Origin of the sequence: Streptomyces sp. G45, from assembly GCF_049542095.1 — a bacterium.
In the GTDB taxonomy this organism is placed as follows: Bacteria; Actinomycetota; Actinomycetes; order Streptomycetales; family Streptomycetaceae; genus Streptomyces.
The window spans coordinates 8,698,648-8,711,380 of record NZ_JBMUZU010000001.1 but is presented as its reverse complement, the minus strand read 5'-3'; the positions used below and the strand labels follow the sequence as shown (position 1 = coordinate 8,711,380).

Annotated in this window: 7 protein-coding genes and 2 pseudogenes; 2 read left to right on the top strand and 7 right to left on the bottom strand. The window is 73.8% G+C overall.

Translation table 11 applies throughout. The features are described from left to right. Window positions 1-43: 43 nt before the first annotated feature. The 4 genes and pseudogenes from ACOBQU_RS37265 to ACOBQU_RS37250 all read right to left on the bottom strand — a co-directional run. Window positions 44-5,250: pseudogene (locus tag ACOBQU_RS37265) on the bottom strand (amino acid adenylation domain-containing protein); the annotation flags it as partial. Window positions 5,251-5,556: 306 nt separating this feature from the next. Next, window positions 5,557-5,934 carry an STAS domain-containing protein gene (locus ACOBQU_RS37260; RefSeq protein WP_423633638.1) on the bottom strand — a complete coding sequence of 126 codons (378 nt, stop codon included), beginning with the start codon at window positions 5,932-5,934 and terminating at the stop codon, window positions 5,557-5,559. A 661-nt stretch (window positions 5,935-6,595) separates the two neighbouring features. Continuing rightward, window positions 6,596-6,982: a VOC family protein gene (locus ACOBQU_RS37255; RefSeq protein ID WP_423633636.1), complete on the bottom strand. Its 387-nt coding sequence runs from the start codon at window positions 6,980-6,982 to the stop codon at window positions 6,596-6,598. A gap of 248 nt (window positions 6,983-7,230) precedes the next feature. Next, window positions 7,231-7,581: a MarR family transcriptional regulator gene (locus tag ACOBQU_RS37250; protein ID WP_423633635.1), complete on the bottom strand. Its 351-nt coding sequence runs from the start codon at window positions 7,579-7,581 to the stop codon at window positions 7,231-7,233. 272 nt (window positions 7,582-7,853) lie between these two features. Between ACOBQU_RS37250 and ACOBQU_RS37245 the strand changes: the two genes are divergently transcribed. Beyond that, window positions 7,854-8,417, top strand: coding sequence for an ANTAR domain-containing protein (locus tag ACOBQU_RS37245; protein WP_423633633.1), 564 nt, complete (start codon window positions 7,854-7,856; stop codon window positions 8,415-8,417). A 568-nt stretch (window positions 8,418-8,985) separates the two neighbouring features. On the opposite strand, the pseudogene ACOBQU_RS37240 reads toward ACOBQU_RS37245, so the two are convergent. Beyond that, a pseudogene (locus ACOBQU_RS37240) lies at window positions 8,986-10,127 on the bottom strand (glutathione-independent formaldehyde dehydrogenase). Window positions 10,128-10,277: 150 nt separating this feature from the next. Next, window positions 10,278-11,381, bottom strand: coding sequence for a Vms1/Ankzf1 family peptidyl-tRNA hydrolase (locus ACOBQU_RS37235; protein WP_423633631.1), 1,104 nt, complete (start codon window positions 11,379-11,381; stop codon window positions 10,278-10,280). A gap of 276 nt (window positions 11,382-11,657) precedes the next feature. On the opposite strand from ACOBQU_RS37235, the gene ACOBQU_RS37230 reads away from it, so the two are divergent. Then, window positions 11,658-11,879: a DUF6480 family protein gene (locus ACOBQU_RS37230; protein WP_423633629.1), complete on the top strand. Its 222-nt coding sequence runs from the start codon at window positions 11,658-11,660 to the stop codon at window positions 11,877-11,879. Between the two features lie 345 nt (window positions 11,880-12,224). Here the strand turns inward: ACOBQU_RS37230 and ACOBQU_RS37225 are convergent, their stop codons facing one another. Continuing rightward, on the bottom strand, window positions 12,225-12,575 hold the full coding sequence (locus ACOBQU_RS37225; RefSeq protein WP_423633628.1) for a DoxX family protein: 351 nt from the start codon (window positions 12,573-12,575) through the stop codon (window positions 12,225-12,227). Between the last annotated feature and the right edge of the window lie 158 nt (window positions 12,576-12,733).

Genomic DNA, 12,733 nt, shown 5'->3' with positions numbered 1-12,733 from the left:
CGTCCGGGGCGGGGAGCGCCCTGCGGTCGATCTTGCCGGTGCGGGTGAGGGGGACCTGGTCGAGGCCCACGTAGGCGGTCGGCACCATGTACGGCGGGAGGGTGCGGGCCAGGTGTGCGCGCAGTTCCTCGGCGGCGGGCAGGGGGCCGGTCGTGGCGGGCGTGCAGTAGGCGACGAGGCGGGTGGTGCCGGGGGTGTCGCGGCGGGCGAGGACGACGGCCTGGCCGACGGCGGGGTGCTGGCGCAGCCGGGCCTCGATCTCGCCGGGTTCCACGCGGAAGCCGCGGACCTTCACCTGGAGGTCGGCGCGCCCGAGGTACTCGATGGTGCCGTCGGGCAGCCACCGGCCGAGGTCGCCGGTGCGGTACATGCGGGCGCCGGGCCGGTCGGCGTGCGGGTCGGGCAGGAAGCGGGCGGCGGTGAGGCCCGGCTGGTTGAGGTAGCCGTGGGCCAGGCCGTCGCCCGCGAGGTACAGCTCGCCGGTGACGCCGACGGGCACGGGGTGGCCGCGGCCGTCCAGGAGGTAGCCGCGGGTGTTGGGCAGGGGGCGGCCGATGGGGACGCCGCGGTGGCCGTCGGGCGGTTCCTCGACCGCGTACGACGTGGCGAAGGTGCCCTCGGTGGGGCCGTAGCCGTTGACGAGGTGCCGGGGCGGGCTCTGCCGCAGCACGCGGGCGACGACCTCCGGGGTGAGGGCGTCGCCGCCGACGAGCAGGTGCCGCAGCGCGGCGAACTGGTCGGCGAGGTGGTCGGCGTACTCGTCGAACAGGCCGGACGTCAGCCACAGCAGGGTGACGCCGTGCCGGGTGAGGGCCGCGGCGAGGCGGTGCGGGTCGAGGACCTCGGCGGGGCTGATCACGGCGGTCCGCCCGCCGCACAGCAGGGGTGCCCACATTTCCAGGGTGGCGACGTCGAAGCTGGGGTTCGCGGCGAACGCCGAGCAGGTGTCGGCGTTCACGGGCACCAGGCCCCCGCTGACCGCGAACCGGACGAGGGCGCGGTGCGGCAGCAGGACGCCCTTGGGGGTGCCGGTGGACCCGGAGGTGTAGAGCACGTAGGCGGTGGACTCGGGGCTGACGGTCGGCCGGGGGCCGTCGTGGGTGACCGGGTGGCTGTCCGTGGCGGTGTCGGTGGTGACGCGGGTGACGCCGGTGTGCGGGGGCAGGCTCGTGGCGCTGTCGGTGAGGACGACGCGGCAGCCGCTGTCGGCGAGCAGGAACGCGAGGCGTTCGGCGGGCAGGTCCGGGTCGAGCGGGACGCACGCTCCCCGGCCTTCAGGGCGGCGATCTGGGCGGCGATCAGGTCGAGGGAGCGGTGCAGTGCCACGCCGACGTGCTCGCCCGCCCGCAGGCCCGCGGCGGTCAGCTGCCCGGCCAGGCGGTCCGCCCAGGCGTTCAGCTCCGCGTAGGTGACGGAGCGGTCGCCCTGCACGGCCGCCACCCGGTGCGGCGCCCGGCGGGCCTGGGCCTCGAACAGCTCGTGCAGGGTGCGGTCGCGGGGGTAGTCGAGGGCCGGGCCGCTCGCGTGGGCGGTGAGTTCGCGGCGTTCGGCCTCGCCGGTCAGGCGCAGGTCCGCGACGGGGGTGCCGGGCCGTGCGGTCAGGTCGCGCAGCAGCGTCAGGAAGTGACCGCTGAGCCGCTGGACGTCGGCCGGGTCGAAGGCGCTGGTGGCGTACTCGAACAGGCCGGTCAGGCCGGTGCCGGAGTCGGAGACGACCAGCGACAGGTCGAACTTGGCGGTGCCCTCGACGCCCGCGTCGATGCGCCCTTCCAGGCCGACCCGGGCGTCGAGTCCGGTCAGCAGGTCGGCGCCGTCGGGGGTGAGCTGGGCGTTCTCGAAGAGGAAGGCGGCCCGCACCAGCGGGTTCAGGTCGGTGCCGCCGGAGGCGCCGGTCGCGGCGACGACGTCGGCGAAGGGCACCTCGTGGCGGAACGCGGTCGCCGTCTCGGTGGCGATCCGGTCGATCAGCTCGGTGGCGTCCGGGTCGCCGGACAGGTCGCAGCGCAGCACGACGGTGTTGGAGAAGAAGCCGAGCATCCGCTGGAGTTCGGGCCGGTCGCGGCCGCTGGTGACCGTGCCGACGGCGAAGTCGTCCTGGCCGGTGCGGCGGTGCAGCACGGCGGCCCAGGCGGCGAGCAGGACGGTGTAGAGGGTGCAGCCGCGACTCTTCGCCAACTCCCTTATTGAGTTGGTGAGTTCGGGTTCCAGGTCGAAGGCGGCGGTGGCGCCGCGGTGGTTCGGCGCGGCGAGCGGGCGCGGGCCGCCGCGCAGCGGCAGCGGTTCGAGCCGGTCGAGGTGCGCGGCCCACCAGTCCAGGTTCCGCCGGTGGGCGGGGGTGTCGCGGCGGGACTGCTGCCAGCGCGCGAAGTCTGCGTACTGGAGGGCCGGGGCCGGGCGGTCGCGGCGCTCGCCGCGCACGGTCGCCCGGTAGTCCTCCAGGAGTTCGGTGACGAGCAGGCCGACGGACCAGCCGTCGGTGACGATGTGGTGCTGGGTCACCGAGATGAGGTGGTCGTCGTCGGCGCGTGTGATCACGGCCGCGCGCAGCAGCGGGCCGGTGTCGAGGGCGAACGCGGTGCGCTGCTGGTCGGCGATGACGGCGTCGGCGGCGTCGGTGGCGGCCGGGCGGCCGCGCAGGTCGATGTGGTCGAGGTCGATGTGCGCGGTCGGCGAGACATGGGCGCGCGGCACCCCGTCGTGTTCGGTGAAGCGGGTGCGCAGGGCGGCGTGGCGGGCGACGACGCCGCGCAGGCAGGACGCCAGCACGCGCTGGTCGAGGGGGCCGGTCCAGCGGAGCCGGAAGTGCACGTGGTAGAGGGGGCTCGGGCCGTGGGCGCGCTCGATGAGCCACAGCCCGGCCTGTCCGGCGGACAGCGGGGCGCCGTCGGTCCCGGTGCCGCCGGTCGGGCGGATCGGGGCCTCCGTCGTGCCGCTGGCCAGGGCTTCGGCGAGTTCGGCCGCGTGGCGTTCGAGGTCCGAGCGCAGGGCGTCGGAGAGCGCGCCGGGCGGCGCGTCGACCACGAGGCGGTGGTCGCCGTCGAGGCGGAGCGCCGCGCCCGCCGCCGTCGCCGCGGTGAGCAGTTCGTTGACGCGCAGCACGGTGTCGAGGTGTGCGGCGATCGCGGCGGGCGTCGGGTGGTCGTACAGCAGGGCGGGCGGCAGGGCCAGTCCGGTGGCCGCGGCCAGCCGGTGGTGGAGGCGGGCCGCCTGGAGGGAGTCGAGCCCGAGCTCGCGCAGCGGACGGTCGGGCGGCACGCCGTCGGTGGGGGTGCGGCCGAGTACGGCGGCGGCCTCACCGGCGACGACATAGGTCAGCAGCGGCCCGCGGGCCTCGGCGGGCACCGCGTCGAGGCGGAGCTGGAGGGAGGGGGCGGGGGTGTGGGGCGCGGGTGCTTCGGGTGGTGTGGGCGCCGCATGTGTCGCGGGTGCCTCGTGAGGGGAGGGTGCCGCATGTGTGGCGGGCGCTGCCTGTGTCACAGGCGTCGCCTCGGTCGCGGGCGGGGCCGCCGACCACCGCAGCACCGTCTTCAGTGCGCCGCCCCGCAGCAGCTCCCGCGTGTGCCGTCGGCGCAGCTTGCCGCTGGTCGTCTTCGGCAGGGCGCCCGGCGCGAGGAGGGCGACCTCGCCCACGGTCAGTTCGTGGGCGTCCCAGATGGCCGAGGCCAGGTCCTCGGCCACCTGGGTGATGTCGTCGCGCAGCAGGCTGCCCCTGACCTCGGCGGCGACGCCGAGCCGTTCGCCGTCGTCGCCGGTGAGGGCGAAGGCGACGCTGTTGCCGTCGCGGATCGCCGGGTGCCGCTCGACGGTCGCCTCGATGTCCTGCGGGTAGTGGCTGCGGCCCGCGACGATGACGAGGTCCTTCAGACGGCCGGTCACATACAGGTCGCCGTCGTGCAGGAAGCCGAGGTCACCGGTGCGCAGGAAGGCGTGGCCGGGGCGGGTCGGGAGCGGTCGGCCGAAGTCCGCCGCGGTCGCCTCCGGGTTGTCCCAGTAGCCCTGGGCGATGGTCTCGCCCGCCACCCAGATCTCGCCGACCTCGTCGGGGGCGCGTTCGCGCAGCGTCGCCGGGTCGACGATGGCCACGGTCAGTCCGTACGAGGGGCGGCCGCAGTTCACCACGGTGCGCCCCGGCGCGCCGCTCGCCGCGGGGACCAGGCGGTCCCCCTCCAGCGCCGCCGGGTCGACCACGATGCCCGGCTCCGCGCCCAGGTTGCCGCTGGACACGACGAGGGTCGCCTCGGCGAGGCCGTAGGAGGGGCAGGACGCGGAGCGGGCGAACCCGGCCGGGGCGAAGCGGCGGCTGAACCGCTCCAGGGTGGCGGGCCGGATCGGCTCGGCGGCGTTGACGGCCTTCTCCAGGCAGGACAGGTCGAGCGCGGCCAGGTCCGCCTCGCTGACCCGGTCACAGCACAGCTCGTACGCGAAGTTCGGCCCGTGGACGAGCGTGGCCCGGTAGCGGGTGATCGCGCGCAGCCAGCGGGCGGGGTCGCGGATGAACGCCACCGGGGGCATCACGGCCACGAACAGCCCCTGCCAGACGGGCAGGAGCAGCGCCCCGATGAGGCCCATGTCATGGTGGACGGGCAGCCAGCTGACGATCCTGGTGCCCGCGTGGATGCCCTGGGAGAGGGCCATCTCGGCGATGTTCACGGCCAGGTTGTGGTGGCTGACGACGACGCCCTTGGGGGTGCTCGTCGAGCCGGAGGTGTACTGGAGGAAGGCCACGCCGTCGGGGTCGGGCGGGGCGGGGGTCCACTCGGCGTCGGTCCGGAGCGCGGGCACGGTGGTCCAGGGCACGCCCATGAGCGGCTCGCCGACGCGCACGCCGAGCCGGTCGGCGGTGTCGGTGTCGGCGAGGACGACGGCCGCGCCGCAGTCGGCGACGATCCCGGCGAGGCGGTCGGCGTGCCGGGGCGACGCGGGCGCGGGGACGGGCACCGCGATGATCCCGGCGTACAGGCAGCCCAGGAACGACACCACGAAGTCCGCGCTCGACGCGCTGCACAGCAGCACGCGGTCGCCGGGCCCGGCGAGGTGGCGCAGCCCCGCCGCGACACGTGCGGCGGCGCGGTCGAGTTCGGCGTACGTCAGCCGCGCCCGCTCCTGCTCGCCGTCCGGCAGGAACGCGAGGACCACGTGGTCGGGCCGGTGTTCCGCCCACCACCGCACCGCGTCGACGAGGCTCGGGAAGTCCGGATAGAACAGCTCACGAGTCGGCCTCACAGTGGAGCTCCCCCTCAGTACGTGCATGAGTACGTGCATGGCCTCTGACGTGCATGACGGATACGCATCTGGGGTCACGGGTCAGGTCGAGGCGCCCCGTGACGTGTTCGGCTCCCCGCGAGGCACGCCGGTCCGCGTGCCGGGGACCCGGCGTCGCACGCGGTCGGAGGGTGTGTTCCGGTCGTGCCGTCCCGCCGGTGAAGTTGCCGTCATCCTGGGTGACGCTCCGGGTGGGTGTATAGCGATCACGGCCTCTTACTCAGCACGCGTTCAGCGGGCATTCAGAGGCGCGCCCGCCGAGGGGGACGGCGGGCGCGGGGCGGCCGGGCGGCCCTATGGGCGCAGCACGTACGGCGCGAGTGCGGCGGGCAGGGCCGCGATCAGGGTGTCCACCGCGGTGAAGTGGTGCTCCATGCGGGTCAGCAGCAGCACCCGCCACACGCGGGGGTGGCCGCGGACCAGGCACAGGGGCCGCCCTCCGGCGTCGGTGATCCGCTTGATGTGGCACAGCAGGCGCAGGCCGCTGGCGTCGAGGAAGGTCACCGGGCGCAGGTCCACGACGACGCGGGCGGCGGGGAGGTCGAGGAGTGCGGTCAGGGGCGTGGCGAGTTCCTGCGTGGCCCAGGCGTCGATCTCACCGTGCAGGGTCAGGACGAGGGCGTCGCCGATCAGGTCGTGGTGCAGGCCGAAGGCGAGTTCAGAGGTAAGCATGGCCCACTCGGATGAGTCAGCTCCCTAACAGGGAGTAACCGAAAGAGGAGGTCGACAGGGACGGAACCCGCGCCCCTGACTATGGGGGCCCGGGGTGAGGAAGTAGTTTCAACGGGCATCCTGCCCGCTCAGCAGCGGTCTAAGCCTCTGACGCTCGCTCAGACCGCAGGCTTTAACCAAAGACCGCCCCTCAACAGGCCTGCTACTCTGCGTAGTTGATTGCACGGTGGTCGAGCGCGTCGCTTCGGCCGCGCGGCGACGGCGAGTGCGTCAGCGAGTGCGCGGGCGGCTGGCGTTTCTCCTGGGGCCCGGCGGCGCGCCTGTGGCGCGGCGACACTCCTGGGGTCCGGCGGCATTCCTCGTGCTCTACGGGACGTTCTCGTGGCCCCGTGAGGCACTCCTACTGCCGCGCGAGGCGGCCTCCCGTTGTCCTGCGACAGGACGCGGCAAGGGAGGCGACGCGGGACGGCGCGGGGAGCAGCGGAGGGGTGGTGCGGGGACGGTGTCGCGGAGGCAGTGGTGCGGGGACGGTGTCGCGGGGGCGGTGGTGCGAGGACGGTGTCGCGGGGGCGGTGGTGCGGGGATCGGCACATGTGTCGCTGTCACCGGTGGCCACTCGGGCATCGGCGTATCCGGCGGCACACATGTGGTGCCCGGGGCGCTAGGCGCGGGTGAGGCCGCTGATGGCGACGAGGTAGCCGTTGGGGTCGCGGAAGGTGAGCGTGCGGAAGACCCCGTCGGTGGTCTGCTCGTCCAGCACCTCGGCGTGGTCGCGGACGCGTTCAGCCGTGGCGTCGTAGTCGGGGACGGGGATGGTGAACACGCAGCTCGCGCCCAGCGGCTGGCCGGTCATGCCCGGCGTCTGACGGCGCAGGTCGCGCTCCTCGTGGAGCACGAACAGGGTCCGCTGGTCCAGCGTCACCATGGCCGCCTCGCCCAGCAGGGCGGCGACCTCGGCGCTCGGCGGACGGAACCCGATCTTCTCGTAGAAGGCGGCGGTGGCGGCGACATCACGGACCGCGAGGACAGTGAACGGGGCAGACTGCATGGGTTGAATCACTCCAAGCCGGGTCTAGTGGGCGGCCTGCCGCCACCACAGGGCCTTGAAGATATCCATGACACACACCATGTGTGGCACCTCTTGGCACCAAAACAGCGCCATTCTTGGCCGAGACCCACACATCGCTCGGTGATATGCCCCCGGGATGATGCCCCTCCGGCACGGCGGAGCGCGCCGCCCCCACCTCTGAGCGAGGGCCCGCACGGGCCCTCGCTCCCGGTGGTCGACCACCCTGCTCAGCTGCCGCGGCGCGCTTCCGCGTCGACGCGCGGCGCATTGGCGTGGCGGGTGTCCTCACGGGCGAGCAGCGCGAGCAGGGAGGCCACGGTGAGTCCGGCTTCGGCGGGGTGGCGCAGGATCTTCCCCGGCTCGATCCGGTACGTGTTGCTCCGGCCCGCGCGGGTGTGGGACAGGTACCCGCTGTGCTCCAGGTCGGAAATGATCTTCTGGACGGCGCGTTCCGTGAGCCTGCAGTGTGCCGCGATGTCCCGGACCCGTACCTGCGGATCGTCGGCGATGACGGCGAGTACGCGCGCGTGGTTGGTGATGAACGTCCATCCCGTGTGGGGTTCCGGTGCTGCACCCATGCAGGGATCGTACGCCACTGAGTTCCGGCACGAGAATACGTGAACTCAATTTCATGTATCTGTTGACGTGTGTCGGTGAGTTGGGGACCCTGGGACTGAGGCAAGAACAGGCGCTTCCAGCCCAGGGGAGAAGACCAATGCCGCAGGCGGCACAGTCAGGGACCGGGCGGGTCAACGGCCATAGCAGGCCTGTCGACCCCCCGGGCACGACGAGACTGCCGAGGCTGGTGGTGCGCGCGTGTGCCACCGATGACCGCGACCGCCTGAGGGTCATGGTGTCGGGCGACCTCGACCTGGACACGGACCAGCAGTTGCGGCGTGAGCTGCGCTCGGCGCTCGCGCGCGCGAACCGCGGCATCGACCTGGACCTCAGCGGTGTCGCGTTCTGCGACTGCTCCGGTCTCAACACCCTGCTGCACATCCGCCAGCGCGCCCTGCGCGCGTCGAAGACAGCCACGATCAGCGCCATCAGCCCGGCCGCCGAACGGGTCTTCGTGCACGCCGACGCCCTGCCCCTGTTCGCGGCGGACGGGGACGCGCGCCCTGCGGACGCGCACAAGGACGAGGAAGAACTGCGCGTCGAGGTCGCGCAGTTGCGGCGCGCGCTCCAGACCCGAGGGCCCATCGACACCGCCCGCGGGATCCTGATGGCCGTCTTCGCCCTCAGCCAGGAAGAGGCCTGGAACGTGCTGGTGATGACCTCTCAGAACACCAACACCAAACTGCATCTGACGGCCCAGCAGCTCGTGGATTCCGTCAAGGGCGAACCGCTGCCCGAGGCGTCCCAGGAGCAGTTGTCGGCCGCCGTCGCCCACGTCACGGCCGCACAGAACTGACCGTACCGACCCGACTGACCGGGCCGATACGACCGATACGACTGCCTGACTGACCGGCCGGGCCGGGCCGCCCGCTCCGCCCGGACACCGGTCGTCGGTCGTCGGTCGTCGGTCGTCACACAACCTTCACCTCCCGCGGTTCATCGCCCGCGCCCAGCCGGGCACACGGCCGACGAACCGCACGGAGGGGTGATCGAGTGTGATCGTCACCGTGGCCCTGCTCCTGCTGCCGCTCCTGAGCGCGCTGCTGGCGGGGATGTCCTGGTGGGAGGAGCACGTGCTGCGCACCTCTGACGCACCGCGGCACGCCCGGGGCCACCGGCGTCCGCGGCTCGTCCGAGGAGGACGCCGGGAACGAGAACGAGGGCGTTCGGCAGGAGGAGGCCGAGGGGACCGGCGCGCCCCGCGGCGGCGGGCGCCCACCAGGAGGCGCCCCGGCAAGCACCAGCGTCACGCCGCGTGAAACGCGCACCCGCGGACGCGGCGCGGCGCCCGGCCGCCAGCGTGGTCCCCAGCACTCCTATGGCGGCGACCGGTAGCCCGTGGCCCCTCGGGTCGGGCTGCCGGGCTACGCCGCCGCGGGGTGCAGGAGCACCTTCGTCCAGCCGTCGGCGCGCCGGTCGAACTGGTCGTAGGCATGGGCCGCCTCGTCGAGCGACAGTTCGTGGGACACGATCAGGCCCGGCCGCGCCCGGCCCCGGACGATGAGGTCGCGCAGCTTGCGGTTGTAGCGCTTCACCGGGCACTGGCCGTGTCCCAGGGTGATGTTCTTGTCGAAGACGCTGCCGTAGTCGAAGGCGATCCGCCCCTGCTGGGCGCCCTCGGTCACGGCCCCCGGGTCCTGGGGGAGGTAGACGCCCACCACGCCGATCCGGCCGGTGCTGCGTACCACCTCGACGAGCCGGTCGAGCACCATCTCCGGGTGTTCGTGACCGCTCGCGTCATGCGCCTGGTACCCGACCGCTTCGATGCCGCAGTCGACACCCGTGCCGTCCGTCGCCATAGCGATCACCTCCGTCGGGTCGGCCTCCGAGAAGTCGACGGCGGTCGCGCCGAACCGCGTGGCCAGGGCCAGCCGGTCCGGCTCCTTGTCGACGACGAACACCTGCGCCGCGCCGCGCAGGGCGGCGCTGTGCGCGGCCATCAGGCCGACCGGACCGGCCCCGAAGACCGCCACGGTGTCCCCGGGCCCACACCGGCGAGTTCGGCGCCGTGGTACCCGGTCGGGAAGACGTCCGACAGCATGGCGAAGTCCTTCTCGTGCTCCGTGCCGTCGGGGAGCTTGAGCAGGTTGAAGTCGGCCCACGGGACCCGCAGGTAGTCGGCCTGGCCGCCCCAGTAGGGCCCCATCATCGGGTAGCCGTACCCGGCCGTCGGCCGCCCGGAGGGGTTCGCGCGCAGGCAGGCGTTCGTCCAGCCCTCCGCGCAGTTGCGGCACGTACCGCAGGCGATGTTGAACGGTACGGAGACCCGGTCGCCGACCGCGATCCGGTCCACGGCGGCGCCGGTCTCCACGACGACGCCCATGTTCTCGTGCCCGAGCACCATGCCCTCGTCCAACGGCGCCCGGCCCTCGTACGGATGCAGGTCCGAGCCGCAGATGTTGGACGTCGTGATCCGCACGACCGCGTCCAGCGGATGCTCGATCCGCGGATCCGCCACGTCCTCGGTGGCGACGTCGAACGGGCCGTGGAAGACGACAGCTTTCATGACGGCGGTCACTCTCCTGGGTTGTGGGCTGTGACAGTGGGCTGTGCGGTGTCACCGCGGGCGGTGAGGTGCGACGCGGGCGCTCCGGCGCGGTCCTCCGCCGGGGCGTCCCGCGTTCGCGGGGCGGGCGCGCGGCCGCGGTGGCGCGCCTCATCCGCCGGGTTCCGCCCAGCGCAGCAGCGCCCCCAGGCCGCCGACGGGCCCGGACTCCGGGGCGGTGGCCGCGACGGACAGGGCCGCGCCGCCACTCGCCGCGACGCAGCGCATCAGCGCGTCGTCGGCGCGGGCCGGGACCGGTGCGTCCGCGCCGAGGGCGGCGGCGTCCGTGCGCCGCACGCCCAGCTGGTCGGGCTCCTCCCCCACCCACACCTCGCGGTGCGCGTCCGGCCCCTCGGGCCGCACCAGGAGCTGTGCGACACGGTGTTCGCGCGCCGCGTCCACCAGCGCGGGCACCCCCGCCACCGCACCCTCCTCGCGGCCGCTCGCCGCCGCGAAGCGCTCCATGGTGCGGGCCGCCTGGTAGGCGACGTGCTCCGCACGGGCGCGTTCCACCTCCACGTCGAGGAGTCGGCTTCCGGCGCCGTGCCGCGCCCTCATGGTGCGGTCCTGGAGCTCCTTGGGCAGCTTGTCCCGCACCGCGGCGCACTCGCGGTCGTCGCCGACGAGCATCACCAGGTCCGCCCGCGTCTCGGCCTGGCTGGTCGTCAGCGCCCGGGCGATCTCACCGGCGTTGTGCTCCCAGGTGTTCTCGACGCGGAGCTGGAAGTGCCGCTCCGACCAGTCCGCGGTCGCCGTGCGGTGCACGGGCCACTGCCGCCCGGACACCGAACCGGCCTCCGACTCCCCGCGCGCGGAGCGCAGTTCGAGGTCGGCGCCCTTGCGGTCGACGTACGCCACCAGGCACAGCGGGTCCTCCCCCACCAGGTCGAGCAGCGGGGTGGTGCGGGGCAGCGGCGCCCAGTCGCCGGACGCGGCGGGCGCCTTGCTCAGCGGCAGGTCGAGCGCCACCTCGCCGTGCGCGGCGAACAGGGCCCGGCCCACCGGTTCACGCGCCCGGTGCAGGTCGTCGACCGCCTCACGGACGGCTTCGCAGGTCGCCTCGTCGGCACCGGCCGAGGCGAGCGCCCGCGCCACCCCGGCCGCCGCCACCGGCTGCTCCCCGGCCGTGGCCTCGGACTGCCGGGGCGCCTCGACGTAGACGCTGGCCCAGGGGCCGGGGCGCTCGTACAGCGGGGTGAGGAACGCGAGGTCCATGACTGCCTCCCATGGTCGTGGGGGTACGGCGGGCGGCCGGGCGATACGACGGCGCGGGCGCCCCATACCGGGGCTCGCCCTCAGCAGGCGCGGACGCGCGCGGGAGTCCGCTGTCCGCCCTCTCGACGCGACGTGTGCCCACCTTCCCGAGGGGTACACAGACATCCCTCCACGAGCCAGCCGCCCGAGGAGCCACTGCCGCCGGGCCGCGAAGGGCACCGGCGCCTCAGGAGAGTCGGCGCACATCACCACGGCACGCCTGGGAACCCGCGCGCCATGAACACTCCCGATCCAGACCCGCGCCACACCACCGGACTCGAACCGGGCGGCGGCGTACCACCCGGCGAGACTCCCCCCGCGGAGGACTCGACCGGGGGCGCCGGGCCCCAGGAGACGCACAACCCGCCACGCGGCTGGGCCAAGGGCCCGCTGATCGTCATCGGCGCGGTCGTCGTCCTGTTCGCCGCGTTCTTCCTCGCGTTCGCCCTGTCGCTGTGAACCAGCACGGTCGCGAGCCGCGGAACCCGAAGGACCGTAGGGCCCGATGGACGGCACGACCCGATGGACGGCAGAACGCGATGGACGGCAGAACGCGAAGGAAGCAGGAGCGGCGAAGCCACGTCCGGGCTCACCGCTCCCGCAGACGCGCCTGTGGTCTCAAGCGCCACCGCCCGGGTTGCCCGTCTCCCCGTACCGCAAACACCTGGTTCCCCGCACCGCGGACGACGTCCTCTCCGCACCGCGGACGACGCCCTTCCCGTACCCCGGACGACGCCTTTCCCGTACTGCTCGCCCGTACCGCGGACGACCCCTTTCCCGTACCGCGAGCAGCGCGTTCTCCGCTCAGCGGGCGGCGGCGAAGACCAGGGACGCGACGGCCAGCGCCAAGTAGGTGCCGGGGAAGGCGATGTTGTGGAAGACGCGGGCCCGTACGTGCGCGGCCAGGGCGCCCACGTAGAACAGCACGAGGCCCGTCGCGGCGGCCACGCCGACGAGCGGGACGCCCACGAGCCCGAGCAGGAGACCGGCCGCCCCCGCCGCCTTGAGCGCGGCGAGCCCGGGGATCCAGGACGGTGGGACGCCCACCTCGGCCGAGTTGGCCAGGACGAACCCGGCCCTCGCGACGTCCGCGGCGGCGATCGCGGCGTTGGCCCCGATCGTGATGACGGTGACGACCACAGCGGCGACGAGCATGTCTCTCCCCTTCCGGCGGAGTTGCCAGTGGAGTTCCAGTGGAGCGGGCGGGCGGAACGGGGGGCTCACGTCGGGCGGGCAGCCGCCGCGCACCCTGTCCGCCGTGCTCGTCAAGCCTCCCGGGGGCTCCCGGCTCGCGTCCAATACCAGCTTCTATA